Below are 25,954 nucleotides of genomic sequence, written 5' to 3'. Positions count from 1 at the left end.
CGGCGTAGACTGCGCCGACGAGGCAAGCGCAGCCGGTACGGCGGCCGCCTTGCGGCACTCGCATCGGTCATCTTCCATGTGCGCGCCGCGCCGACGGTTCTGCCGACTTCTGCGCCTGTTTGGCGTCATGAAGGAGGCTGTGTATGAAACGTAGGCTCTACTGGATGCTCCCGGACCTCAGCAGCGCCCGGGGCACCGCAAACGACTTGCTGCTGGCGCGTGTCGAGGACCGCAACATGCACTTCATGTCGAAGCGCGGTACCGACTTCGGCGAACTGCATGAAGCGTCGATCCTTCAGAAGACCGACATCCGGCACGCGGCGACTCAAGGCCTGTTGACCGGTGCAGCGCTGGGTGCACTCACCGCCGCCATCCTGGCATTGGTGCCTGAAACCAAGGACCTGGTCGGGCCGTTCACGATGCTGATGATGATCGTTTGCGGCGGCTTCTTCGGGTTCTGGGCTTCGAGTCTGGTGGGTGTGTCGGTCTTCAACTCCAAGCTCAAGAAGTTCGAGACCGACCTCGATGAGGGGCGGGTGCTGCTGATCCTCGACGTGCCGGTGCAGCGTGTGGAAGAAATCCGCGGTCTGCTGCAGGCGCGCCACCCGGAGGCGCAGTGGGGTGGGCAGGATCCGGCCATCCCGGCGTTCCCCTGATCACCGGAAGTCTCTCGAAGCCGTGGCGAGACGCCCGAGCCAGGGCGTCACGTCGACCAGGCGGCGGGCGATCAGGTGCGACACGCCTTCGCGGCTCTGCCATTCGCCGGCCACTGCCAGCAGGCGCGAGCGCAGCAGTGCATCGCGCTCTCGCTGCCGCACGTGTTTCCACACGATCACGTTGACCGAGCCGGTTTCGTCCTCGAGCGTGACGAAGATCGTGCCCTTGGCCGTTTCGGGCTGCTGGCGCATTGTGACGATGCCGCAGGCCCAGGCGGATTGGCCGTCCTTCACCTGCTTCAACTCGCTGGAGCTGCGCCAGCCGTGGCGGGCGAGCCGCGGGCGCAGCAATGCCAGCGGATGGCGGCGCAGCGTCAGCCCGGTCGATTCGTAGTCGAGCAGGATCTCTTCCCCTTCGGGCGCACGTGCCAGAGGCAATGCGGCTTCATTGATGGGCGCCTCGATGAGCAGGGTGGCGGGCAGTTCCTGGCCCGCTGCCGTCCAGGTTTGCTCGCGGCGGTGGCCATGCAGGCTCTCGAAGGCGTTGGCGCGAGCAAGCGCCTGCAGTTCGCGGGTGTCGATGCGGGCACGCAGCGCCAGGTCTTCGATGCTGACGAAGGGGCGCTCGTTGCGGGCCTGCATGAGGCGTCCGGCGCTTTCCTTCGACAAGGCCGAGACCATGCACAAGCCCAGGCGCACCGCGGGTTGGTCGCCGGATGAGCTGGGCTCCAGAGTGCAGTCGTAGTCGCTGTGCATCACATCGACGGGGCGCACTTCCACGTCATGGCGCTTGGCGTCCTGCACCAGTTGCGACGGGCTGTAGAAGCCCATCGGCTGGGAGTTCAGCATCGCAGCGAGGTAGATCGCCGGCTCGTGGCATTTGATCCAGCTGCTGATGTAGGCCAGGATCGCGAAGCTGTAGGCATGGCTTTCGGGAAAGCCGTAGTCACCGAAGCCGAGGATCTGATTGAAGATGGATGCGGCAAAGGCTTCGTCGTAGCCCTTGGCCTTCATGCCCTCGATGATGCGTTTCTCATACTTGTGCACGCCGCCCTTGCGCTTCCAGGCGGCCATGGCGCGCCGCAATTCATCCGCTTCGCCGGCCGAGAAGCCCGCCGCGATCATGCAGATCTGCATGACCTGTTCCTGGAAGATCGGCACGCCCAGCGTGCGCTTGAGTGCCGGGTTGAGTTCTTCCTTGGGTGATGCCGACGGCTCCAGGCCCTGGCGCCTGCGCAGGTAGGGGTGCACCATGCCGCCCTGGATGGGGCCGGGCCGCACGATCGCCACCTCGACCACCAGGTCGTAGAACACGCGGGGCTTGAGGCGCGGCAGCATGCTCATCTGCGCGCGGCTTTCGATCTGGAACACGCCCACGGTGTCGGCCCTGCAGATCATGTCGTAGGTGGCCTCGTCCCCCTGCGGCACCTGGTAGAGCTCCCAGTCGCGGCCGCGCCACTGGCGGAAGAAGTCGAGCGAGCGCCGCAGGACGGTCAGCATGCCCAGCGCGAGCACGTCCACCTTCAGCAGCCCCAGCGACTCGAGGTCGTCCTTGTCCCACTGGATGACGCGGCGGTCTTCCATGGCCGCGGTTTCGATGGGCACCATGCGAGACAGCTTCTCGCGTGCGATGACGAACCCGCCGACGTGCTGGGACAGGTGGCGTGGAAAGCCGTGCAGCGTGCCGATGAGCTCCATCCAGTGCTGCGTGACCGGCGAACGCGGGTCGACTCCCATCTCGGCAAAACGCTGGGCCATTTCGCTGCGGTCGTCGAACCACTGGAACGACTTGGCCATCGCGTCGATGACCTGCGGGTCCAGGCCGAGCGCCTTGCCGACGTCGCGCACCGCGCCGCGCGTGCGGTAGGTGGCCAGCGCGGCCGCCAGCGCGGTGCGATGAGGGCCGTACTTCCGGTAGACGTGCTGGATGACGTCTTCGCGGCGTTCGTGCTCGAAGTCGACGTCGATGTCCGGCGGCTCGTCGCGTTCGCGCGAGAGAAAACGCTCGAACAGCAGCGTGGTGGCGGTGGGGTCCACGGCGGTGATACCCAGGCAGTAGCACACCGCCGAGTTGGCTGCGGAGCCGCGGCCCTGGCACAGGATGTTTTCCGAGCGGGCGAAATGGACGATGTCGTAGACGGTGAGAAAGAAGGCTTCGTAGTGAAGCTCGGCGATGAGCGCGAGCTCCTTTTCTACCTGGGCTTCGACCTGCGGCGGCGGGCCTTGAGGGTAGCGTTCGTGCAGGCCCTGCCAGGTGAGTCGGCGCAGGTAGCTGGTGGCGGTTTCGCCGGCCGGCACGACCTCGTCGGGGTATTCGTAGCGCAGCTGTGCGAGCGAGAACTTGCACTGCTCGGCGATGCGCACGCTTTCTTCCATCCATTCGGCGCGATAGAGCTGGGTCAGCTTGAACAGCGGCCTCAGGTGCTGCTCGGCGTTGCGTGCCAGCGCCAGCCCGCATTCGGCGACGGGCCGTTTCAGCCGCGTGGCGGTCAGCACGTCCTGCAGCGGCTTGCGCGAGCGCACGTGCATCAGCACGTCGCCGGCGGCCACCAGCGGAATCCCCGAATCGGCCGACAGCGTCTTCAGGCGTTCGGCATGCTGGCCGTCGTCGGCCCACATCAGCAGCTCGATCGCGATGCGGGCCCGGTCGCCGAAGGTGCCGGCCAGCCATCGCGCCTGGGCCTGCAGCTGCTCGAGGGAGTCTTCCCGGCGAGGAACCAGCATCGCAAAGCACTCGGGTACGCCGCGCAGGTGCCCGAAGTCGTCTTCTGGCGCGTCGAAGTCGCGCACCCCGATGCGATAGCTGCCCTTGTCGGCCCGCAGCCGGGCCATCGTGATCAGCTCGCAGAGGTTGCCGTAGCCATCGCGCGTTTGCGCCAGCAGCACCAGCCGGCAGCCGGGCGTCGAGCCTTCGCCCTGCACGTCGAATTCGCTGCCCACGATGAAGCGGAAACGCTCGCGCACCTCCTTGGGCCAGGCTTTCATCTCGGTATGCGCCCGCACCACGCCGGCCACCGAGCATTCGTCGGTGATGGCCAGCCCCGCATAGCGCAGCTCGAGCGCACGTTGCACCAGTTCTTCGGGGTGAGAGGCGCCGGTGAGAAAGCTGAAGTTGGAGCGGCAATGCAGCTCGGCATACGCCGGAAGGCCGGCCAAGGAAACGCCTTTCATGCGAACAGTCCGTGCAGGAACCAGGCGTTTTCTTCTTCGGCGTCCTGGTGGCGCCGCTCGCAGTACACCCAGCGCAGCCGATGGTCGCTGCCTTCGGCCACGTAGTAGTCGCGGCAGACCAGGTCGCCGTCGAACCAGCCGGCTTCGATGCGCTCGGCACGGGTGAGCAGGTTCAGCACCATGCTGCCGTGCACCGGACGCTCCCCGTGCTGGCCCAGTCGCAGCGGTGTGGGCAGCAGCCACAGCGGCCGCGCCAGCTGCTGCGCTGCCAGCGCAAGAGAAGGGTCGACCTTGGCGGCGGCCGGGCTGGCCGGCCGGTGCGCCGTGGCGGCATAGGCCTGTTCCGGCCGGTGATCGGCGCGCAGGCTCAGGTGCTGCACCTGCTCCGTGCCCAGGCGGGCGCGCAGCCGGTCGAGCAGGGCCGCGAAGTCCTGGGCGGCCTGGCCTGGGTCCGGCAGCAACTGGCCGTCGGCGCCGGCGCAGGGGTGTGCCTCTTCGAGCACCAGCCGCAGCCGGTACACCGGAGCGGCCAGCACGGTGCGGTGCAGGCGTTCGCGCAGCAGGGTGAGCAGCTGCGACTCGTCTCGCGAGGCCACGCCGAGCTCCAGCCGCAGCATCGTGTCCGGCACGGCCTGGCGGCCGCGCTCGTGGCGCAGTTCCAGCCGCAGCCGCGAAGCCGCCAGCCATTGGCGCGAGAGCCAGCCGCACAGCGGCTGCAGCAGCCGTTGTGCAGCGAACACCAGCATGTCGGCCTGGTCGGCCCGGTGCATCAGCTCCAGCTCGGCGGCAAATTCGGGCGGCGGCTCGAACCATTGGCGTGGATCGGGCGCCTGGCCATAGGCCTTGTCGAGCATGAGCTGCAAGCCGCCGCCGCCACGGCGCTGCAAGCCGGCGCGGGGCAGGGCGCGCACCTCGCCCAACCGGCGGCAGCCGATGGCCTGCAGCAGCTCGGCCAGGCGGGGCGCCTGGCCCAGCACCGCCAGCACCTCGGGCAGCGGCAGCCGGTCGAGCAGGCGCTGGGCGCGTTCGGCCCGCAGGGCCCGCGCGGGAAAGGTCGTCGCGCGGGCCAGCAGGGAAGCCGCTGCGGCCGTGGGGGCCATCACCAGATGCGCCTGGGCACCCCATGCACGGGCGGTGTGGCGCACCTGGCGCACCAGCGATCGCAGGCCGCCGAAAAGGCGCAGTGACGCATGCACTTCCAGCAGCACGCCATCGGGCTCGATCGCCACCTGCGGGGTGTAGCGCGACAGCGCCAGCGCGAGCTGCTGCACGAAGGTCGCTTCGCGTTCGGCCTCGCGCATGAACTGGCGCACCTGCGGTGCCATGGAAGACGCCGTGGCCGAGCTCATGCCGGGCACCACGCCTTGGGCTTGCGCCTGGGCGTCGGCCACCAGCACGCGGCGCTGTTCGATCACGCAGCGGCCCATGGTGGCCTCGGGCGCCGCAGGCAGGGCCTCAAGCGGCAGCCACGGCAGATGCAAGGCCAGCCACAACATCGGCAGGCTCCTTGAAGGGAAACGGGTCGGCGGCGGCTGGCAGCAGCTGCGGGCCTTCTGCCGGCAGCGGCTTGAGCAGGCCGGGCGCGGGCAAAGCCAGCCGCAGCGGCTCGGCCATCGTGGGGCCGCGCCGCTTGAAGACATGGACGCAAAGTTCGCTGCGCTGCTCGAGCCAGCAGGCCAGGCGCAGCGGCGACGGCGAAGACTGCTGCTGCCGGGCCCAGGGGCGCAGCGCAAACAGCGGCGTGCTGCCTTCCTGCGCGGCCAGGTGCAGGCGGCGCAGCATGTCGGTGCCAGCCTCGCGGCTCCACCACAGCACGGCGCCACAACTGCCCGAGCGCAGCACCTGCTCGGCCGCCCAGGCGGCGTCGGCCTCGGTGCGGGGGCGCAGCCAGGTGAAATGGGCCAGGGGCAAGCCGAGCGCCTGCAGGGCCGGGGCGTAGGGCAGGTAGGGCGGGGAGATCCACACCAGCTCGCGCGGCGGCCCGGCCTTTTGCCGGGTGCGCTCGCGCAGGCCCGGTGCCAGCAGCTGGATCTCGCCGCAGCCGGGCTCGCGCAGCATCAGCTCGGTCATGCCGGCGACCGGCCAGCCGCCTCCCGGCAGCTCGGCGTCGAGCGATTCAAAGCCCGTGGGCGAGGCAGGCAGTGCCGGCCGGGCGAGCTGGGTGCCCAGCCACAACGAGGTGCCCCAGCTTTCGCTGAGCACGCCGCTGCTTTGCAGCCGCGCGAGCACAGGCTCGGCACTGCCGCCGCTCCGGCGAGGCGCAGAGGCAGCAGCAGAGGCGGCAGCGGCAGAGACGGGCAAGCCTCCGGGCAACCCGGGTGAGGCATCGGCGTGCATGGAGGAACGGGCGAAAGGGGCGAAAGGGCGTGGGCCAGGGTCAATGAATCACTGTATGTTTATACAGCAATCGGTGGGCCCAGGGAAACCCAATCCGAGTGTGCGGCGCGGTCAATCGGGCCCGGCGTGACTTTCGCCCCGCGGCGGGCGGCCGAACACCACCGCCCGGCTCAGCCCGAAGCCGATGCCGATGACCAGCACGATGGCCACCGCCGCACCCGCGAGGTAGTGCAGCCCCAGCGCCTGCGCCAGCTGCATGGTGAGGTAGTTGATCGCCAGGCCCAGCAGCGACACCGCCAGGAACTTCAGGTAGCGCCCCCAGCCCAGCCGGCTGGCGAAAGTGAAGCGCGAGTTCATCACGAACGAAAGCGCATTGGCCGCCGCGAAGGCCAGCACGTTGGCCACAGCCGGCGCCATGCGGGCCGCCTCCACCAGCGCCACCAGCACAGCAAAGTGCGCCAGCGTGTTGCCCACGCCGACGAGGCAGTAGCGCAGCAGCTGGCCGCGCAGCATCGTCAGGCCAGGCCCGCGCGGTCCGCCGCGGCCCGGACGGTCGGCACGCGACCGCCGCCGCCGACGCGCGACGGCCGCACGTCCTGGGTGAAATACAGCGGCCGGTTCTTGGTCTCGTTGAAGATGCGCCCGAGGTATTCGCCCAGCACGCCGGTGAAGAACAGCTGCACGCCGCCGAGGAAGAGGATGGTGACCATGAGCGTCGGGAAGCCTTGCACCACCTCGCCGAACACCAGCGTCTTCACGATGATCCAGGTGCCGAAGGCGAAGGCGAGGCCGGCGGTGGCCAGCCCCAGGTAGGTGGCCAGCTTGAGCGGCGCGATGGTGAACGAGGTGATGCCCTCGAGCGCGAAGTTCCACAGCTTCCAGTAGTTGAACTTCGTCTCGCCGGCCGCCCGCGGGTCGCGCCGGTATTCGATGGCCTTGGTGCGATAGCCCACCCAGGCGAACAGGCCCTTCATGAAGCGGTGCTGTTCGCGCAGCTGCAGCAGGGCATCCATGGCGCGCCGGCTCATCAGGCGGAAGTCGCCGGTGTCCTGCGGAATGGCCACGCGGCTCACCCGCTTCATCAGGCGGTAGAAGGCCGAAGCGGTGGCCTTCTTCAGCCAGGTTTCGCCTTCGCGCGCGGTGCGCTTCGCATACACCACGTCGTAGCCGGCCTCCCATTCGCGCACCATGTCGACGATGAGCTCCGGCGGGTCCTGCAGGTCGGCATCGATGATCACCACCGCGTCGCCGCGGGCATGGTCCAGTCCCGCGGTCATGGCGATCTCCTTGCCGAAGTTGCGCGACAGGTTGACGCCTGCCACGCGCGGGTCGGCATCGCACAGGCGATCGATGATGGCCTGCGTGCCGTCCCGGCTGCCGTCGTTCACGAAGATCATTTCGCAGCGGTAGGCCGCCAGCGTGTCGAACAGCGCGCTCATGCGCTGGTGGAAGGCATCGAGCACGGCCTCTTCGTTGTAGGCCGGCACCACGACGGAAATCAGCTTCTGGCTGTTCATCACGACTCCTCCGCCCGCTTCACCGCCGCACCCACAACCCGACCGGCATGCCGGCGACGTTGCCGAAGCCGTGCCATGCATAGCTGGCGTCGATGTCGCTCTGCAGCCGGCTCCAGGCCTCGCGGTTGTGCGCGTCCCGTACGCTCCACACGATATAGCGCACGTCGCGCGCCAGCAGCCATTTGCGTGCATCGGGCAGGTTGCCGGCATACAGCGCCACGATGGCGTCGCGGGTGAGCCAGACGTCGGGCACGTCGCCATGCCAGGTGACCAGGTGCATCGGCCATCCCAGCAGCACCGGCTTGGCGGCAAAGGCGGCATGGATGCCGCTGTCGCTGTAGGCGCCGTCGTAGATGTTCTCGAGCACGACGCCCTGCGGGGCGTCGGCCAGGTAGCGGAACATGTCGCGCACCACCGGCTCCCGGGTGTAGACGCCGGCGCCGTGCAGCTGGCCGCGGTCGGCCTGGCCGGTGTGCCTGAAATAGCTCACCACGTCTGCCGCGTAGAAGCAGGTGACCGCCAGCGACGCCCCGGTGATCCAGCGCGCCCAGCGCGACGGTGACCCCAGCAGCAGGCTGCCCAGCGCAATGACGCAGGCGGTCCACAACCAGCCCCACCACTTCATGACGGAGTTGGTGCGCTCGTACTTGCCGCCCGACGGGTCGTCGACATGGATCATCTCGCTGGCGAACAGCAGCAGGCCGAGGAAGACCGCGAAGTACAGCGTGATGCCGCGCCATTCGCGCTTCGCCAGGCTCACCGCCAGCCCGAGCACGATCATCACCAGCATCGGCCAGTGCAGCGCAAGGAACTGCGCCACCGGTGTGTGGTCGATGGCCTGCACCAGCTTCATCGCGGTGGGCTGCGACTTGGCGGCAAAGGCAGTGAGGAAGGGGTAGATCAGCACCGCGGCGCCCAGGCCGCCGCCGATGACGGCAGGCCAGTCGGCCGGCGGTGGGTGCACGGGTACGGCGGCATCCGGCAGGGGCCTGCGGCTGCGCCAGGCCATCCAGCCTGCCACCAGCAGGGCCTGCAGCGGGAACACCCAGGTGTTGGTGGCGATGGTGAGCGGCACGGTGGCGCCAAGCAGCACCGTGTTGAGCCGGACCGAACCCAGCCCGCGCTCGAGCAGCGCGATCAGCGCCAGGGCGAGCGCCAGCAGGAAGAAGCCGCCGAGCGGCGGGTGATAGTCGCCCACGTAGTACTGGTAGCCGAAGCCCTCCATCGGCAGCTCGCGGCGCTCGAAGCCCGGCGGAACGGGCGGCAGGAAGACGTCACGCCAGAACGGGTCGCTGGTGAACTGGTGGTCGTACAGGCCGACGAAACGGGCGCTGCCCATCATGTGCGCGTTGGCATCGACGTGCCGGTCGCCTTCGACCAGATGCACGAAGGGCGTGGCACCGGTGCCGCCGATCACGAAGCTGGCCACCAGCAGCCATTGCCATGCGCGCCTGGTGATGAAGCGGCCGGCGAAGTCCCACACCAGCGCGGCAGTGAGGCCGGTCAGCAGCGGCATCGCAAGGTTGTAGGTCAGGCCGGGCGAGAGGTCGAACAGGCGCCCCAGCAGGCCGGCCGCGTAGTGCTGGAAGGCGTAGTAGAAGTCGAAGCTGCGCGGCGGGTACCAGTTGTCCAGCGGCGGCAGCGTGCTGCCCGGCAGGTAGTTGCCGATGAAGTAGAGGTCGGTGACCCGTTCCGAGCTGGGGTAGATGGACGGGAAGCACCACTTCCACAGCAGGCCGTAGCCCATCAGCAGCCAGAACACCGACTCCGCCTTCAGGAAGCCGGCCTCCCGCAGGCGCTTGCGGTCGGCCGCCAGCAGCACCGCCGAGGCAAGGGCGGTCAGCGGCCACAGCAGGGTGAGCCGGCCGAAGCCCTGGAAGTGCTCGACGAAGTAGCCGGCCAGCGCGATGCCGAGCACGCCGACCGCGCGTGCGATGTGGAAGGAGGGGATCCAGCGCGACAGCAGCGCGCTCACGGCCGCGAAGTGCACCAGCACCAGGGCCAGGGTCAGCAGGTAGTAGATGGCAGTCATGAGGGCAGGCGCTTGAACACGCCGAATTCTTCAGCGCCGTTGGACCACAGCGGGATCCAGGCGTAGTCGTTGGCCAGTTGCTGCTTCAGTTGCGCCAGGGCTTGCGGCCCGGCGCCGGAGTCGAAGCGGCTCCAGACGATGTACTCCACCCCCAGGCCCTTGAGCCAGGCCGCGGCATCGGGCCGCTGGCCCTGGTAGAGCTCACGGATGAGCTGGGTGCGTTCGGCGATGAAGGCCGGGTTGCCGCGCCACTGGGCCACGTGCTCGGGCCAGCCGGCCACCGACGGATGCCCCGCATGCAGCGCAAAGGCCGAAGACGGGCCGTAGGCGCCGCGCTCCACGCTTTCGAGCACGAGGCCCTGCGGCGCGGCGCGCAGCCAGTTGAGGATGGCCCGGTGCGCGCTGTCGCTGCGCAGCCAGCCGTCGCCTTGCAGACGACCGGCATGCGGCCGCGGCGTGTGCTTCCAGTAGTTCGCCTGGGGCACGAGGTAGAGCGACACCGCCAGCAGCGGCACGGCTGCCAGCCAGCGCCGCCAGCGCTGCGGTGCCGCGAGCTGCAGGGTGCCCAGCCACACCAAGGCTGCCGGGTAGAGCCAGGACCACCACTTCAGCACCGTGTTGAAGCGCTGGAAGCGGCCGCCGTTCGGGTCGTCCACCGTGACGAACTCGCTCAGAAGCCACAGCGCCACCACGCCGCAGGCCGACCACCATGCGAGGCGCTGCCTGTGACCTTGCAGCAGGGCCAGCAGCACCAGCCACAGCACCGGCCACCAGATCGCGAGGCCCTGGCGCCAGGGGGTGTGGTCAAGCGGTGCGGTGAGCAGCAGCGGCGTGCCCAGCGCATTGGGGGCGAAGCGCGACAGGAAGGGGTACAGCAGCATGCCGGCCAGCACCGCGCCGGCCGCGAGCCAGCGGGGATGCAGCGGCTGGCGCCCCCGCCACCGGTAGGCGGCCCAGCCGGCGACCAGCAGCACCTGCATCGGCAGGATCCATGTGTTGACGGCCAGCGGCAGCAGCAGCGTGGCGCCCAGCCAGGCCAGCAGCGGCCGGGCGTCTTCGCCTTCCTGCTGCGGCCTTTCGATGCGCGCCAGCAGCGCCAGCGTGAAGAACAGCAGCACGAAGCCGCCGATCGGTGGGTGCACGTCGCCCAGGTACAGGAGGTAGGAGGGCGTTTCCAGCGGCAGGTCAGGCGGCTCGAAGCCGGGAGGGACGGCTTTCGGAAAGAGCGCCTGCCCGAGCGGTGTGGTCAGTTGCTGGTCGTACAGGCCCGCCAGTCGCGTGTTGGCCCACATCTGTGCCGTCGGGTCGCCCGGGTAGAGCAGCGCGAGCAGCGGCGCGATCCCGGTGCCGCCGGCCACCAGCGCGGTCACCAGCAGCAGCCTCGGGGCCGTCTTGTGCAGCCAGCGGCTGGCCACGCTCCAGCCCAGGCTGCCCAGCAGGCCGAAGACGACCGCCTCGCCGAGGTTCATCGCCAGCCCGGCGCCCACGCCCAGCCAGCGGCCCAGCAGCGCCACTGCGTAGTGCAGGAAGCCGTAGTAGACGTCGAAGCGGTAGCCGGGCAGCCAGCGGTCGGGCGGCGGCAGGGTGTCGCCGGCCAGGTAGTTGCTGATGAAGTACAGGTCGGTCAGGTGCTCCGAATTCGCATCGATGTTCGGGTAGCCCCAGCGCCAGCCGAAGGCGAAGAGCAGCGGCAGCACGAAGGGCCATTCGTCCTTGAGGTACTCCGGGTCCCACAGGCGGCGGCCCAGCACGGCCAGGGCGGCCAGTGTGGTGAGCGGCCACAGGGCCTTGAGCGATCCGAGCCCGGCGAAGTGCTCGATGAAGAACAGCGGCAGGCACACGGCCAGCACGCCCACGGCGCGGGCGATCTGGCGGTCGGCCGACGGCAGGCAGCGCTCGACCAGCCAGGCCAGGCCGGCGAAGTTGACGAGCAGGATCGCCAGCGCAAGGGCGAGGTGGATGGCGTTCAAGAGGGGTCCCTTTTTTGCGGGCTCTTGGCGGCCCGGCAACAGGCGCGATTCTGTCGTGTCGCGGGGGGCGCGGCGATTCGGCCTGGCCGATGCGGCCCCTCGATACTCCCGCTAGCCCTCTGCGACGTTCTGCTGTAAACGTGCGTGCGCCTCACACTCTGGAGCTCAGTTCGTGGCGAAAAAGAAGCGGGAAGAAAAGGGGAGCGGCAAGCTCGACAAACTCGACAAGCAGAGCTATCTGGAGCGGCTCGAAGCGCTGCAACTCGAGCTCGACGGCGTGGCTCGGTGGCTGCAGCACACGGGCAAGCGCCTGCTGGTGGTCATCGAAGGGCGCGACACCGCCGGCAAGGGCGGAGCGATCGGTGCCATCAGCGAACGGCTCAACCCGCGCCAGTGCCGCGTGGTGGCCTTGCCCAAGCCGGGCGACCGCGAGCGCGGCCAGTGGTACTTCCAGCGCTACGTGGCCCACCTGCCGGCCGCCGGCGAGATCGCGCTGTTCGACCGCAGCTGGTACAACCGCGCCGGCGTCGAGAAGGTGATGGGCTTTTGCACCGATGCCGAGTACCGGCTCTTCCTGAAGCAGGCGCCGCAATTCGAGAAGCTGCTGGTCGAAGACGGCGTGCTGCTGTTCAAGTACTGGCTCACGGTGGACCAGGAGCAGCAGGAGGAGCGCTTCGCCGAGCGGCAGGCCGACCCGTTCAAGCGCTGGAAGCTGAGTCCCATCGACTTGAAGGCCCGCGAGTTGTACGCCGAATACGGTCGTGCGCGCGACGTCATGCTCGAAGCCACCCACACCAGGCACGCGCCCTGGACGCTGGTGGACTTCAACGACCAGCGCCGGGGGCGGCTGACGCTGATTCGGCACATGCTCGACCACACGCCCGAGCGGAACGTCCCGCAGGATGTGATCGAGTTTCCGCCGCTGTCGGGCAAGCCTCAGAAGGAGCGGTTCAAGGGGCCGCTCAAGCCGGTCAAGAGCACGCGTTGAGCACGCGCTCTCGACCGGGGGCCGACGGCTACAGCACGTCGGAGGCGAAGTCCGCCAGGCGTGAACGTTCGCCGCGTGCCAGCGTCACATGGCCGCTGTGCGGCCAGCCCTTGAAGCGGTCCACTGCGTAGGTGAGGCCGGAGCTGCCTTCGGTGAGGTAGGGTGTGTCGATCTGCGCCAGGTTGCCCAGGCAGACGATCTTGGTGCCCGGGCCCGCACGCGTGATCAGCGTCTTCATCTGCTTGGGCGTGAGGTTCTGCGCCTCGTCGATGATCACGTACTTGTTCAGGAAGGTGCGCCCGCGCATGAAGTTCAGGCTCTTGATCTTGATCTTGCTGCGCACGAGTTCGTTGGTGGCCGCACGGCCCCATTCACCGGCGCTGGTGTCGCTCTTGGCCAGCACCTCGAGGTTGTCGTCGAGCGCACCCATCCAGGGGCCCATCTTCTCTTCCTCGGTGCCCGGGAGGTAGCCGATGTCCTCGCCCACCGGCACCGTCACGCGGGTGACGATGATCTCGGTGTAGCGGCGGTCGTCGAGCACCTGCGCCAGGCCGGCGGCCAGCGTCATCAGCGTCTTGCCGGTGCCTGCCGTGCCGGTGAGGGTGACGAAGTCGCACTCCGGGTCCATCAGCAGGTTGAGTGCGAAGTTCTGTTCGCGGTTGCGGGTGGTCACGCCCCACACGGCGTTCTTGCCGTGGCTGTAGTCCTTCAGCGTCTTGAGCACCGCCGTCTTGCCGGTGATTTCGGTCACCTTGGCATACAGCGGGGCCGCGCCCGGCGTCTCGAGGTAGACGAACTGGTTGATCATCAGCGCCGGCACCAGCGGGCCGCTGATGCGATAGAAGGTCGAGCCGCCCTGGCTCCAGCTCTCCATCGTCTTGCCGTGGCGCTCCCAGAAGTCGGCCGGCAGCGGCAGCACGCCGGTATAGAGCAGGTCGCCGTCCTCGAGCGTCTTGTCGTTGTAGTAGTCCTCGGCGGGCAGGCCCAGGGCGCGGGCCTTGATGCGCATGTTGATGTCCTTGGACACCAGCACGACGTCGCGCCCGGGATAGTGCTCGCGCAAGGCGTGCACCACGCCGAGGATCTGGTTGTCCGCCTTGCCCTGCGGCAGGCCGGGCGGCAGCTGCACGTTGAGCAGCTGGGTCTGGAAGTAGAGCTTGCCGCCGGCTTCGCGGTGGCCGGTCTTGGCCAGCTCGATGCCCGTGGCGGGGTCGGCGAGGTGCTTGCTGTCTGCGGCCAGCTGGTCCAGTTCGCGGCTCACCTGGCGCACGTTGCGGGCCACTTCGCTCATGCCCTTCTTGTGGCCGTCCAGCTCCTCCAGCGTGATCATGGGGAGGTAGACGTCATGTTCCTCGAAGCGGAACAGCGACATCGGGTCGTGCATCAGCACGTTGGTGTCGAGCACGAACAGCTTGGCCGGGCCGTCGCCGCGCGGCTTGCGCGGCCGGGTTTCGGGGGCGACGGTCGGGGCGCCGCGCGAGACCGCCTTGACGGGCAGCGAGCCTTGCGGCGCCGGGGCGGGCGCCTTGGCGACCGGGGGTTTCACAGGTGGGGTCTTGGCCTCGGCGTCGTAGAAGTCGAGCAAGGCAGGGGCCGCGGGCTCGTTCTTCGAAGAACGTTTGCCCGGTTTGGGCGCGGCCTGGGATTCGTAGTCGGCGGGGCTGAGGAGGGTGGCTTTCTTGGCAGGCGGCTTCGGCAGTGGCATGAAATGCTGGCTTTTCAGAGCGGGCTAAAAAAGCAAAAAGCCGCACAGTCGCCTGTGCGGCTTGCCGGGGGATGCTGCGTTTGGGACGTCACGAGCATGCGGCCATTATGCACATGCCATCCGGTGCAGCAATGACAGCGTCAGGCCGGCTTCTTGAGCCCCTTCACCGCCTTCAGGACCTCGTCGACGTGGCCCGCGACCTTGATGCCGCGCCACTCGGCAACCAGCACGCCCTTGGGGTCGATCAGGAAGGTGCTGCGCTCGATGCCCTTGACCTTCTTGCCGTACATGATCTTGTTCTTGACCACGCCGAACATGTGGCAGAGCTTCTCTTCGGTGTCGGCCACGAGCTCGAACGGCAGCTCGAGGTTCTGCTTGAACTTGTCGTGCGACGCCATGTTGTCGCGTGACACGCCGAACACCACCGCACCGGCCTTGAGAAAGTCCTTGTGCTTGTCGCGGAACTGCATCGCTTCGGTGGTGCAGCCGGGGGTGTTGTCCTTGGGGTAGAAGTACAGAACGACCGTTTGACCGAGAAAGGCCTGCGGCGTGAACTTCACGCCGCCGGTGGCCAGCGCTTCAAATTCCGGGAGGGGTTTGTTGAGGGCGGGCGTCATGAAGAAGTCGGATAGTTGCGCCCTGTCAGGGCGTAGCCCGTGATTATAAAGCCGCGGGCTTGATGAACCCGGCCCCCCCTGTGGGTGGTTTCCCGGGCGAGCGCTTCATATGAGGTCCGTCACACCGACTGCAAGAGCAGCGCGGCGACCACGTCGCGGCCTTCGGCCACGAGGATGTTGTAGGTGCGGCAGGCCGCGGCGGTGTCCATCGTCTCGATGCCCACGTGCAGCTCGATCAGCGGCCGCAGCAGCTCCGGTTTCGCGAAGCGCAGGCGGGCGCCGCTGCCGAAGATCACGAGCTCGGGCTTGAGCGCGGCGACAGCCTGGAAGTGCTCGGCCGTGAGGTCCTCGAAACGCTCGCACGACCAGCCGGCGACCGCACCCCGTGCGGGCAGCAGGAGGCTTTCGCGCCAGGGCTGCCCGTTCACGGTGATGGTGGATTCGGTGTAGCCGGCGATCACGTTGACGCCGTCGATGCGGTCGGGATGGAGTTTCAAGGGCAGGGGCTCGCTTCGATGCTGCCTTTTGCAGCGCGGTGACGCATGCACCGTGTGGTTAAATTCTATCTTTCGCACTGCAGCAACGCTGCCTGCGAAACCCCCGGAGGAGAGAGCGTTTTGAAGCCGATCGCGAAGTCCAGCAAGCTCGCCAACGTGTGCTACGACATCCGTGGCCCGGTGCTGGAAAAGGCCCGCCAGATGGAGGAAGAGGGCCACAAGATCATCAAGCTGAACATCGGCAACCTCGCGGTGTTCGGGCTCGAACCGCCCGACGAGATCGTGCAGGACATGATCCGCAACATGCCGCATTCGGCGGGCTACACCGACTCCAAGGGCCTGTTCGCGCCGCGCAAGGCGGTGGTGCACTACACGCAGGAAAAGCACATCTCCGGCGTCACGGTCGATGACGTCTATCTCGGCAACGGCGCCTCCGAGCTCATCGCGATGAGCATGAACGCGCTGCTCGACGACGGCGACGAGGTGCTGATCCCGTCGCCCGACTACCCGCTGTACACCGGCGTGGTGGCGCTCTCGGGCGGCCGGCCGGTGCACTACATGTGCGACGAGCAGAGCGACTGGATGCCCGACATCGCAGACATCAAGTCGAAGATCACGCCGAACACCAAGGCGATCGTCGTCATCAACCCGAACAACCCGACCGGCGCGCTGTATCCGGAGTCGGTGCTGAAGGAACTCGTCGAGATCGCGCGGGCGCACCAGCTCATCGTCTTTGCAGACGAGATCTACGACAAGACGCTGTACGACGGCCACACGCACACCAGCATCGCCTCGCTGGCCGACGACGTGCTCTGCCTCACCTTCAACGGCCTGTCGAAGAACTACCGTTCCTGCGGCTACCGGGCCGGCTGGATGGTGGTGTCGGGCGAGAAGCGCCATGCGAAGGACTACATCGAGGGCCTGAACATGCTGGCCTCGATGCGCCTGTGCCCCAACACGCCGGGGCAGCTGGCCATCCAGACGGCGCTGGGCGGCTACCAGAGCATCAAGGACCTGGTGGCGCCGGGCGGGCGGCTGTGCCGCCAGCGCGATCTCGCCTACGAGCTGCTCACCCAGATCCCGGGCGTGAGCGTGGTGAAGCCGAAGGCGGCGCTCTACATGTTCCCGAGGCTCGACGCGAAGCTGTACCCGATCGAGGACGATCAGCAGTTCGCCTACGAGCTGCTGGCCGAAGAGAAGGTGCTGATCGTGCAGGGCACCGGCTTCAACTGGCCCACGCCCGATCACTTCCGCCTCGTGTTCCTGCCCAATTCCGACGACCTGACCGATGCCGTCGGCCGCATCGCCCGATTCCTCGACCACTATCGCAAGCGTCATTCGCGCTGAGCTGAGAAAAGAACCTTCATGAAACCGATCCGTTTGGGCCTGCTGGGAGCAGGCGTCGTCGCCAGTGGCGTGGTCAAGGTCCTGCAGCGCAACCAGGCGGAAATCCTGCGCCGCGCCGGCCGCGGCATCGAAGTGGCCGCGGTGGCGGCACGCAACGTCGACAAGGCGCGTGCCGCGCTCGGCCCCGAGATCGAGATCTCGAGCGACTTCGATGCGCTGGTGACCCGGCCAGACATCGACATCGTGGTCGAGCTGATCGGCGGCACCGAGCGTGCACGCGAGCTGGTGCTCAGGGCGCTGGCCAGCGGCAAGCATGTGGTGACGGCCAACAAGGCGCTGCTGGCCGTGCACGGCACCGAAATCTTCGCCCAGGCCCGCGAGCGCGACGTCATGGTGGCGTTCGAGGCGGCCGTGGCCGGCGGCATCCCGATCATCAAGGCCCTGCGCGAAGGGCTCACCGCCAACCGCATCGAGTGGATCGCGGGGATCATCAACGGCACGACCAACTTCATCCTGTCGGAGATGCGGGCCAAGGGCCTGGACTTCGACGTGGTGCTGAAGGAAGCCCAGCGGCTGGGCTATGCGGAGGCCGACCCGACCTTCGACATCGAGGGCATCGATGCGGCGCACAAGCTGGCCATCATGAGCGCCATCGCCTTCGGCGTGCCGGTGCAGTTCGACAAGGCTTACGTCGAAGGCATCACCAGGCTGCAGGCCGCCGACATCAACTACGCCGAGCAGCTGGGCTATCGCATCAAGCTGCTGGGCATCACCCGCCAGCAGGCCGGCGGCATCGAGCTGCGGGTGCATCCCACGCTGGTGCCGGCCAAGCGGCTGATCGCCAACGTCGAAGGCGCGATGAACGCTGTGGTGGTGCAGGGCGATGCAGTCGGCTCCACCCTCTACTACGGCAAGGGCGCCGGCTCCGAACCCACCGCCTCGGCCGTGGTGGCCGACCTGGTGGACGTGACGCGCCTGCACACGGCCGACCCGTATCACCGCGTGCCGCACCTGGCCTTCCAGCCCGATTCGCTGGCCAACACGCCCATCCTGTCGATGGACCAGGTGGTCACCTCGTTCTACCTGCGCCTGCGCGTGGCCGACCAGGCCGGCGTTCTGGCCAACATCACCCGCATCCTGGCCGACAACGACATCTCCATCGATGCCGTGCTCCAGCGCGAAAGCGATGAAGTCGGCGGCGACGGCGAGAACCAGACCGACCTCATCATCCTGACGCACGACACGCTCGAGGGCCGCATGAACGCCGCCCTCGCGCAGATGCAGGCCCTGCCCACCGTGCTCGCGCCCATCGTGCGCATCCGCAAGGAAGAGCTGAGCTAATGAAGTACATCAGCACCCGCGGCGACCAGACCCAGCGGCGCTTCTGCGAGATCCTGCTCGAAGGCCTCGCGCCCGACGGCGGCCTGTACCTGCCGGTGAGCTACCCGGCGGTCGATTCAGCCACGCTGGCGCGCTGGCGCACGCTGCCGTATGCCGACCTGGCCTTCGAGATCCTCTCGCTCTACATCGACGACATTCCGGCCGAGGACCTGCGCGCGCTCGTGCGCAAGACCTACACCCGCGAAGCCTTCGGCACCGAGGCCATCGTGCCGCTCAAGTCGCTGGAGCCCGGCGTGCAGCTCGAAGCCCTGTCCAACGGCCCGACGCTGGCCTTCAAGGACATGGCGATGCAGCTGCTGGGCAACCTGTTCGAATACGAACTCCGGCGGCGCGGCGAGACGCTCAACATCCTGGGCGCCACGTCCGGCGACACCGGCAGCGCCGCCGAATACGCCATGCGCGGCAAGCAGGGCATCAACGTGTTCATGCTGAGCCCCCACGGCCGCATGAGCCCGTTCCAGCAGGCGCAGATGTTCAGCCTGCAGGACGCCAACATCCACAACCTGGCCGTCGAAGGCGTGTTCGACGACTGCCAGGACATCGTGAAGGCGGTCTCCAACGACCTGGCCTTCAAGCGCCAGCACAAGATCGGCACCGTCAACTCGATCAACTGGGCGCGCCTCGTGGCCCAGGTCGTGTACTACTTCGCCGGCTACTTCCAGGCCACGAAGAGCAACGACGAGAAGGTCGACTTCACCGTGCCGTCGGGCAACTTCGGCAACGTCTGCGCCGGCCACGTGGCCCGCATGATGGGCCTGCCCATCGGCAAGCTGGTGGTGGCCACCAACGAGAACGACGTGCTCGACGAGTTCTTCCGCACCGGCAGCTACCGGGTGCGCGGTGCGGCCGAGACGCACGAGACCTCCAGCCCGTCGATGGACATCTCGAAGGCGTCGAACTTCGAGCGTTTCGTCTTCGACCTGCTGGGCCGCGACGGCGCACGCACGCTGCAGCTGTTCAAGAGCGAAGTCGAGCAGCGCGGCAGCTTCACCCTCACGTCGCTGGAGTTCGCGCGGGTGCGCCACTACGGCTTCGTGTCGGGCAGGAGCACGCATGCAGACCGGCTGGCCACCATCCGCGACACCTGGCAGCGCTTCGGCACCATGGTCGACACCCATACCGCCGACGGCCTGAAGGTCGCGCGCGAGCACCTCACGCCCGGGGTGCCGATGCTGGTGCTCGAAACCGCGCTGCCGGCCAAGTTTGCCGAGACCATCCGTGAAGCGCTGGGCCGCGAGCCCGAGCGGCCGGCGGCGCTCCAGGGCCTGGAGCAGCTGCCCAAGCGCTTCAAGGTGATGCCGGCCGACGCCCAGGCCGTCAAGGCCTACATCACGCAGCACGTCTGAGCGCCGCTACCGAGGTGCCCATGAAAGTCGTCGGCTTCTGCGGCTACTCCGGCTCGGGCAAGACCACGCTGATCGAGCAGCTCATTCCGCGGCTGCGCGCTGCCGGCCAGCGGGTGTCGGTGCTCAAGCATGCCCACCACGCCTTCGACGTCGACAAGCCCGGCAAGGACTCCTACCGCCATCGCGAGGCGGGGGCCTTCGAGGTGCTGGTCGCATCGAGCCGGCGCCTGGCCCTGATGCGCGAATACGAGGTCGAAGGCGACCCGGACGTGCACCAGCTGCTGGCCGAGCTCGCTGCCTGCGACTGGGTGCTGGTCGAAGGCTTCAAGCACGCCGACCTGCCCAAGGTCGAGGTCTGGCGCGCCGCCAACGAAAAGCCCGTCATCTACCCGGACGATCCCTTCGTCTCGGCCATTGCCACCGACAGCCCGGCGCTGCTGCCCATCGCCACGCAGCTGCCGCTGCTCGACCTGGCCGACGCCGATGCCGTTGCACAGTTCCTGCTCGCGCAGGCCTTGCGTTATGAATACACCCGCCCCGCGCCGTGACCTCCTCCCGCTGAACGAAGCGATCGAGCGCCTGCTGGCCTCCACGCGGCCGATCGCAGAGACGGAAGAGGTCTCCACCTTCGAAGCGCTGGGTCGTGTACTGGCCCGCGACCTGAAATCCACCCTCGACGTACCGCCGCTCGACAACAGCGCGATGGATGGGTACGCGCTGCGCGTGGCCGACGTGCCGGCCGCCGGCACGCTGCTGCCGGTGAGCCAGCGTGTCGCCGCCGGGCAGGTGGGCGCGCCGCTGCAGCCCGGCACGGCAGCACGCATCTTCACCGGCGCGCCGGTGCCGGAGGGTGCCGATGCGGTGGTGATGCAGGAGCTGTGCACGGCGCAGGGCGATGGGGTGCGCATCGACACCCTGCCGCAGCCCGGCCAGGCGATCCGCCGCCGCGGCGAAGACGTGCGTGAAGGCTCGGTGGTGCTCACGCGCGGCATGCGCCTGTCGCCACAGGCGCTCGGCCTGGCCGCCACGGTAGGCGCCGCAAGCGTGACCGTGACTCGCCGCCCGCGGGTGGCGCTGTTTTCCACCGGCGACGAACTGGCGATGCCGGGTGAGCCGCTCAAGCCGGGCGCGATCTACAACTCCAACCGCTACACGCTGCGCGGCCTGCTGCAGGCCCTCGGCTGCGTGGTGACCGACCTCGGCATCGTGCCCGACCGGCTCGATGCCACCCGCGAAGCGCTGCGGCGGGCCGCCGAAGGCAGCGACCTCATCGTCACCTCGGGCGGCGTGTCCGTCGGCGAAGAAGACCATCTCAAGCCGGCGGTGCAGGCCGAAGGCCGGCTCGATCTCTGGCAGGTGGCCATCAAGCCCGGCAAGCCGCTGGCCTTCGGCGAGGTGCGCTCGAGCCACGGCCACCCGGCGCTTTTCATCGGGCTGCCGGGCAACCCGGTGTCCAGCTTCGTGACCTTCCTGGTGAGCGTGCGGCCGGTGCTGATGGCGCTGCAGGGCATGGCCTGGCGTGAGCCGCAAGGCATGGCGGTGCGGGCCGATTTCGATTGGCCCCGCCCCGACAAGCGCCGCGAGTTCCTGAGGGCGCGGCGCAACGCCGGTGGCGGTCTGGAGCTCTTCCCGAACCAGGGCTCAGGGGTGCTCACCTCGGTGGTCTGGGCCGACGGCCTGGTCGATCTGGCACCCGGGCAGACGGTGCGCGCCGGGGAGACGGTGCGCTTCCTGCCGATGTCGGAGCTGCTGGCATGAAGTTCAACGTGCGCTATTTCGCTTCCGTCCGTGAAGCCCTGGGCGCCGGCGAGCCGGTCGAACTCAACGTGCAGGCCTGCACGCTGGCCGAGTTGCGCGACCGCCTGATCGCACGCGGCGGCCGCCATGCCGAGGTGCTGGCGCGCGGCCGGGCCTTGCGCGCGGCGGTGAACCAGGTCATGGCCACTGACGAATCCGTGGCCCTGGCAGACGGCGCCGAGGTGGCGTTCTTCCCGCCCGTGACGGGCGGTTGAGCCGCGTTCAGCCCAGCGCGACAAGCCGGTCCACCAGCCCGGGCGTTGCCGGCGTGAGCGGCGGCCGCAATTCTTCGCTGATCAGGCCTTGCCGCGCCAGCACGGCCTTCAGCGGCGCCGGGTTCGGCTCGGCGAACAGCAGCCGGATCACCGGCGCCAGCGCATGGTGCAGCGCCCGGGCCTCGGCGAGCTGGCCGCGGCCGACGGCCCGGCACATCGCCACGAACCGCTCGGTGTGCAGATGGGCGGCAGCGGCAATCGCACCATGGCCGCCCTGGCACAGCGTTCCGAAGATCTGGGCGTCTTCGCCCGCCAGCACCTGCAGCCGGCCTTCGGCGATGAGTGTCTGCGTCTTTTCCGGCGAGCCGCCGCAGTCCTTGACTGCGACGATGCGCGGGTGGCTGGCCAGCATGCGAAAGCTGTCCAGCTCGATGGCCGCGCCGGTGCGGTAGGGAATGTCGTAGAGCACCAGTGGCACCGGCGATGCATCGGCCACCGCCACGAAGTGCTCGACGAGGCCGCGCTGCGACGGCCGCACGCAGCAGGGCGCCGGCGTCAGCAGGCCGGCGATGGGTCGCTGCACGCAGCGGCGCAGCTGCGCCAGCAGCGAGGGCCGGTGGTTGCCGGCCAGGCCCATCAGCACCGGCAGCCCGCTGTCGCAGCCCAGCACGGTGTCCAGCACGTCCAGTTGCTCGTCGTCGTCGAGCGCTGCAGCCTCTCCAGTGCTGCCGCACACCACGAAGCCGGCGATGCCGGCGGGGGCCAGGTGTGCCACCAGGCGGCGCAGGGCGGCATGGTCGATCGCCCCCCGGTCGAACGGGGTGACCAGGGGAATCCAGAGTCCGGAAAAGTCGTGAGAGGCCGGGGACGGCATGGGACGCTCCTTGCAAGGGCTGGCAATGACCGATGGGTCCGTTCCAGAGGAGCGCAACGAAAAGGGCGCAGGGGGTTGCCGTGCCGAACCGTTCCGTCGCTCATCTGACGACGGAACAGCCGCTCCGGTCAGACGAGCTGCTGTTTTTTCGCTTTGTCCGCTGCCACGACGACTGCACTCACGGGCTGCTGCATCGGCAGCCCCTGGACGTGGGTGAAGGTCAGGAGGGACATGCGGCGCATTCTAGGGGCGCAGGCACAATCCCCGCCATGAGCAGCAGCCCGCGCGTTCGCATCCAGACCGATGATTTCGACCTCGCCGCCGAAGTGGCTGCGCTGCGGGCCGGCGACCTGGGTGTGGGGGCGGTGGCCAGCTTCGTGGGCACCGTGCGCGAGCGCAGCGACGGCGAGACGGTTCACCGCATGGAGCTGGAGCACTACCCGGGCATGACCGAGGCGGCCATCGAGGCCATGATCGACGAAGCCCGGCGCCGCTTCGACATCCGGGCCGTGTCGGTGATCCACCGGGTCGGGCCGCTCGAGCTGGGCGACCAGATCGTGCTGGTGGCGGTGAGCTCGGCCCACCGCGGCGAAGCCTTCCAGGCGTGCGAGTTCCTGATGGACTACCTCAAGACCCAGGCCCCGTTCTGGAAGAAGGAGCACACGGCCGGCGGCGCCCGCTGGGTCGATGCACGCGTGGCCGACGACGAGGCGCTGGAGCGCTGGGGCATCCAGGCGTCGAACGCGGCCTGAGCGCTCGATTGACCCGGGTCAACCCGGGTGTGGCGCTTGCCTTGAAAACTCGAGGCCTGCCCCGAAGTCGCCTGCAATCGGAGGACACCCCCCATGCGTATCGACAAGCTCACCACCAAGTTCCAGGAGGCCCTGGGCGAGGCCCAGTCGCTGGCCATCGCCCGAGACAACCCGTACATCGAGCCGGCCCACCTGCTGCTGGCCATGCTGCAGCAGACCGACGGCCCGAAGGCGCTGCTGGCGCGCGCCGGCGTCAACACCTCGGGCCTGCAGACCTCGCTCGAAGGCGAGATCAACAAGCTGCCCAGCGTGCAGGGCGGCGAGGGCGTGCAGGCCGGGCGCGAGACCGTTGCGCTGCTGCAGGCGGCCGAGAAGGAGGCGCTGAAGGCCGGCGACCAGTTCATCGCCAGCGAGATGTTCCTGCTGGCCCTGACCGACCACAAGGGCGAGACCGCAAAGCTGGCGCGCGAGCATGGCCTCACCCGCAAGTCGCTGACCACCGCCATCGAGGCGGTGCGTGGCGGCCAGAAGGTGGAAAGCGCCGAGGCAGAAGGCCAGCGCCAGGCGCTGAAGAAGTACACGCTCGACCTCACCGAGCGGGCCCGCCAGGGCAAGCTCGACCCGGTGATCGGCCGCGACGACGAGATCCGCCGCGCCATCCAGGTGCTGCAGCGTCGCAGCAAGAACAACCCGGTGCTGATCGGCGAGCCGGGCGTCGGCAAGACCGCCATCGTCGAAGGTCTCGCGCAGCGCATCGTGAACGGCGAAGTGCCTGACTCCCTGAAGGACAAGCGCGTGCTGGTGCTCGACATGGCCGGCCTGCTCGCCGGTGCCAAGTACCGTGGCGAGTTCGAGGAACGCCTGAAGGCGGTGCTCAAGGAAGTGGCCCAGGACGAGGGCCGCATCATCCTGTTCATAGACGAGCTGCACACCATGGTGGGCGCCGGCAAGGCCGAAGGCGCCATCGATGCCGGCAACATGCTCAAGCCGGCGCTGGCGCGCGGCGAGCTGCATTGCATCGGCGCCACCACGCTGGACGAATACCGCAAGTACGTCGAGAAGGATGCCGCGCTGGAGCGCCGCTTCCAGAAGGTGCTGGTCGACGAACCCAGCGTCGAAGCCACCATCGCCATCCTGCGCGGCCTGCAGGAAAAGTACGAGGTGCACCATGGCGTGGAGATCACCGACCCGGCCATCGTGGCCGCGGCCGAGCTGAGCCACCGCTACATCACCGACCGCTTCCTGCCCGACAAGGCCATCGACCTGATCGACGAGGCTGCCGCCAAGATCAAGATCGAGATCGACTCCAAGCCCGAGGCGATGGACCGGCTCGACCGCCGGCTCATCCAGCTCAAGATCGAGCGCGAGGCAGTGCGCAAGGAAAAGGACGAGGCGTCGCAGAAGCGCCTGGGCCTGATCACCGACGAGATCGCCAAGCTCGAGCGCGAATATGCCGATCTCGAAGAGATCTGGAAGGCCGAGAAGGCCACCGCGCAGGGCTCGGCCCACCTGAAGGAAGAGATCGACAAGATCCGCTTCCAGATCGAGGAGCTGAAGCGCAGGGGCGACTTCAACAAGGTGGCAGAGCTGCAATACGGCCGCCTGCCCGAGCTGGAAAAGAAGCTCAAGGAAGCCCAGGCCAAGGAAGCCGGCAAGGCCGAAGGCGGCAAGCCGCAGCTGCTGCGCACGCTGGTGGGGGCCGAAGAGATCGCCGAAGTGGTGGCGCGCGCCACCGGCATCCCTGTCAGCAAGCTCATGCAGGGCGAACGCCAGAAGCTGCTCGAGATGGAAAACAAGCTGCACCAGCGCGTGGTGGGCCAGGACGAGGCCATCCGCGCGGTGAGCGATTCGATCCGTCGTTCACGCGCGGGCCTGTCCGACCCGAACCGGCCGTATGGCTCGTTCCTGTTCCTCGGCCCCACAGGCGTGGGCAAGACCGAGCTCTGCAAGGCACTGGCCTCGTTCCTGTTCGACAGCGAGGACCACCTCATCCGCGTCGACATGAGCGAGTTCATGGAGAAGCATTCGGTGAGCCGGCTGATCGGTGCGCCTCCGGGCTACGTGGGCTACGACGAGGGCGGCTACCTGACCGAAGCGGTGCGCCGCAAGCCGTACAGCGTGGTGCTGCTCGACGAGGTCGAGAAGGCCCATCCGGACGTCTTCAACGTGCTGCTGCAGGTGCTCGACGATGGACGGCTGACCGACGGCCAGGGCCGCACCGTGGACTTCAAGAACACCGTGATCGTGATGACCAGCAACCTGGGCTCGCACCTCATCATGCAGATGGCGGGTCAGGACCCGGAGCTCATCAAGGACTCGGTGTGGGCCGAGGTGAAGCAGCATTTCCGCCCGGAGTTCCTGAACCGGATCGACGAGACGGTGGTGTTCCATGCCCTCGATGCCAAGCACATCGAGTCCATCGCGAAGATCCAGCTGCGCCAGCTGGAGCAGCGGCTCGAGAAGCTCGAGATGAAGCTCGATGTGTCGCCCGCCGCGCTGGTCGAGCTGGCCAAGGTCGGCTTCGATCCGGTGTTCGGCGCGCGGCCGCTCAAGCGGGCCATCCAGCACCGCATCGAGAACCCGCTGTCGAAGCTGCTGCTGGAAGGCCGGTTCGGGCCGAAGGACGTGATCCCGGTGGACGTGGATCCGATCCAGGCGCCCGGCGAATTCCGCTTCGAGCGGGTGGTGCACTGAAAGAAGAAGCGCCGCTTGTGCGGCGCTTTCTTTCGTCA

The 25,954-nt window shown here is 68.2% G+C and carries 21 protein-coding genes; 10 read left to right on the top strand and 11 right to left on the bottom strand.

Going from position 1 to position 25,954, the window contains the following annotated elements; all coding sequences use genetic code 11:
- The first annotated feature begins 143 nt into the window (after positions 1–143).
- Positions 144–656: a DUF1269 domain-containing protein gene (locus E8D38_RS07770; RefSeq protein WP_181178980.1), complete on the top strand. Its 513-nt coding sequence runs from the start codon at positions 144–146 to the stop codon at positions 654–656.
- Here E8D38_RS07770 and E8D38_RS07765 read toward each other — a convergent pair whose 3' ends face one another.
- The 7 genes from E8D38_RS07765 to E8D38_RS07735 all read right to left on the bottom strand — a co-directional run bounded on the left by E8D38_RS07765 (position 657) and on the right by E8D38_RS07735 (position 11,683).
- Positions 657–3,827: an error-prone DNA polymerase gene (locus E8D38_RS07765; RefSeq protein WP_140627578.1), complete on the bottom strand. Its 3,171-nt coding sequence runs from the start codon at positions 3,825–3,827 to the stop codon at positions 657–659. It abuts the gene before it with no gap.
- Entirely contained in the window at positions 3,824–5,323 is a 1,500-nt protein-coding gene (locus E8D38_RS07760) for a Y-family DNA polymerase (protein WP_140627576.1), read from the bottom strand. Before E8D38_RS07760 ends, E8D38_RS07765 begins: the two co-directional genes overlap by 4 nt.
- Positions 5,283–6,029 carry a translesion DNA synthesis-associated protein ImuA gene (gene imuA, locus E8D38_RS07755; RefSeq protein ID WP_181178979.1) on the bottom strand — a complete coding sequence of 249 codons (747 nt, stop codon included), beginning with the start codon at positions 6,027–6,029 and terminating at the stop codon, positions 5,283–5,285. Before imuA ends, E8D38_RS07760 begins: the two co-directional genes overlap by 41 nt.
- 246 nt (positions 6,030–6,275) lie before the next feature.
- Complete coding sequence (locus E8D38_RS07750) at positions 6,276–6,677, bottom strand: GtrA family protein (RefSeq protein WP_140627572.1); 402 nt, start codon at positions 6,675–6,677, stop codon at positions 6,276–6,278.
- A 2-nt stretch (positions 6,678–6,679) separates the two neighbouring features.
- Positions 6,680–7,681, bottom strand: a complete 1,002-nt coding sequence (locus E8D38_RS07745) for a glycosyltransferase family 2 protein (protein WP_140627571.1) — start codon at positions 7,679–7,681, stop codon at positions 6,680–6,682.
- Between the two features lie 19 nt (positions 7,682–7,700).
- Positions 7,701–9,713: a DUF2298 domain-containing protein gene (locus E8D38_RS07740; protein ID WP_140627569.1), complete on the bottom strand. Its 2,013-nt coding sequence runs from the start codon at positions 9,711–9,713 to the stop codon at positions 7,701–7,703.
- Complete coding sequence (locus E8D38_RS07735) at positions 9,710–11,683, bottom strand: DUF2298 domain-containing protein (protein ID WP_181178978.1); 1,974 nt, start codon at positions 11,681–11,683, stop codon at positions 9,710–9,712. Before E8D38_RS07735 ends, E8D38_RS07740 begins: the two co-directional genes overlap by 4 nt.
- 172 nt (positions 11,684–11,855) lie before the next feature.
- Between E8D38_RS07735 and ppk2 the strand changes: the two genes are divergently transcribed.
- A complete protein-coding gene (gene ppk2 / locus E8D38_RS07730) occupies positions 11,856–12,671 on the top strand; it encodes a polyphosphate kinase 2 (protein ID WP_140627564.1) in 816 nt (271 codons plus the stop codon).
- A gap of 28 nt (positions 12,672–12,699) precedes the next feature.
- Here ppk2 and E8D38_RS07725 read toward each other — a convergent pair whose 3' ends face one another.
- The 3 genes from E8D38_RS07725 to E8D38_RS07715 all read right to left on the bottom strand — a co-directional run bounded on the left by E8D38_RS07725 (position 12,700) and on the right by E8D38_RS07715 (position 15,490).
- Positions 12,700–14,376 (bottom strand): PhoH family protein, encoded by a 1,677-nt coding sequence (locus tag E8D38_RS07725; RefSeq protein WP_140627562.1) that lies wholly within the window; start codon positions 14,374–14,376, stop codon positions 12,700–12,702.
- Positions 14,377–14,516: 140 nt separating this feature from the next.
- Positions 14,517–14,993 (bottom strand): peroxiredoxin, encoded by a 477-nt coding sequence (locus tag E8D38_RS07720; protein ID WP_140627560.1) that lies wholly within the window; start codon positions 14,991–14,993, stop codon positions 14,517–14,519.
- A gap of 119 nt (positions 14,994–15,112) precedes the next feature.
- Positions 15,113–15,490, bottom strand: coding sequence for an Mth938-like domain-containing protein (locus E8D38_RS07715; protein WP_140627559.1), 378 nt, complete (start codon positions 15,488–15,490; stop codon positions 15,113–15,115).
- A gap of 120 nt (positions 15,491–15,610) precedes the next feature.
- Here E8D38_RS07715 and E8D38_RS07710 point away from each other — a divergent pair, with 120 nt between their 5' ends.
- The 6 genes from E8D38_RS07710 to E8D38_RS07685 are packed head-to-tail and all read left to right on the top strand — an operon-like array spanning position 15,611 to position 21,596.
- Positions 15,611–16,837 carry a pyridoxal phosphate-dependent aminotransferase gene (locus tag E8D38_RS07710; RefSeq protein ID WP_140627557.1) on the top strand — a complete coding sequence of 409 codons (1,227 nt, stop codon included), beginning with the start codon at positions 15,611–15,613 and terminating at the stop codon, positions 16,835–16,837.
- A gap of 18 nt (positions 16,838–16,855) precedes the next feature.
- Positions 16,856–18,178: a homoserine dehydrogenase gene (locus tag E8D38_RS07705; RefSeq protein ID WP_140627555.1), complete on the top strand. Its 1,323-nt coding sequence runs from the start codon at positions 16,856–16,858 to the stop codon at positions 18,176–18,178.
- Complete coding sequence (gene thrC, locus E8D38_RS07700) at positions 18,178–19,584, top strand: threonine synthase (RefSeq protein ID WP_140627554.1); 1,407 nt, start codon at positions 18,178–18,180, stop codon at positions 19,582–19,584. The genes E8D38_RS07705 and thrC overlap by 1 nt, the downstream gene beginning before the upstream one ends.
- A 20-nt stretch (positions 19,585–19,604) precedes the next feature.
- Positions 19,605–20,132 carry a molybdopterin-guanine dinucleotide biosynthesis protein B gene (gene mobB, locus E8D38_RS07695; RefSeq protein WP_140627552.1) on the top strand — a complete coding sequence of 176 codons (528 nt, stop codon included), beginning with the start codon at positions 19,605–19,607 and terminating at the stop codon, positions 20,130–20,132.
- Complete coding sequence (locus E8D38_RS07690; RefSeq protein WP_140627550.1) at positions 20,107–21,342, top strand: molybdopterin molybdotransferase MoeA; 1,236 nt, start codon at positions 20,107–20,109, stop codon at positions 21,340–21,342. Before mobB ends, E8D38_RS07690 begins: the two co-directional genes overlap by 26 nt.
- On the top strand, positions 21,339–21,596 hold the full coding sequence (locus E8D38_RS07685; protein WP_140627548.1) for a MoaD/ThiS family protein: 258 nt from the start codon (positions 21,339–21,341) through the stop codon (positions 21,594–21,596). The genes E8D38_RS07690 and E8D38_RS07685 overlap by 4 nt, the downstream gene beginning before the upstream one ends.
- A 7-nt stretch (positions 21,597–21,603) precedes the next feature.
- Here E8D38_RS07685 and dapA read toward each other — a convergent pair whose 3' ends face one another.
- Positions 21,604–22,470, bottom strand: a complete 867-nt coding sequence (gene dapA, locus E8D38_RS07680; protein WP_140627546.1) for a 4-hydroxy-tetrahydrodipicolinate synthase — start codon at positions 22,468–22,470, stop codon at positions 21,604–21,606.
- 269 nt (positions 22,471–22,739) lie between these two features.
- Between dapA and E8D38_RS07675 the strand changes: the two genes are divergently transcribed.
- On the top strand, positions 22,740–23,222 hold the full coding sequence (locus E8D38_RS07675; RefSeq protein WP_140627544.1) for a molybdenum cofactor biosynthesis protein MoaE: 483 nt from the start codon (positions 22,740–22,742) through the stop codon (positions 23,220–23,222).
- A 93-nt stretch (positions 23,223–23,315) separates the two neighbouring features.
- Positions 23,316–25,916, top strand: coding sequence for an ATP-dependent chaperone ClpB (gene clpB / locus E8D38_RS07670; protein WP_140627542.1), 2,601 nt, complete (start codon positions 23,316–23,318; stop codon positions 25,914–25,916).
- The last annotated feature ends 38 nt before the right edge of the window (positions 25,917–25,954 follow it).

Origin of the sequence: Methylibium rhizosphaerae (genome assembly GCF_006386545.1) — a bacterium.
Classification (GTDB): Bacteria; Pseudomonadota; Gammaproteobacteria; order Burkholderiales; family Burkholderiaceae_C; genus Pseudorivibacter; species Pseudorivibacter rhizosphaerae.
The sequence above is the reverse complement of the archived record's forward strand: the minus strand, read 5'-3'. Positions and strand labels throughout refer to the sequence as shown.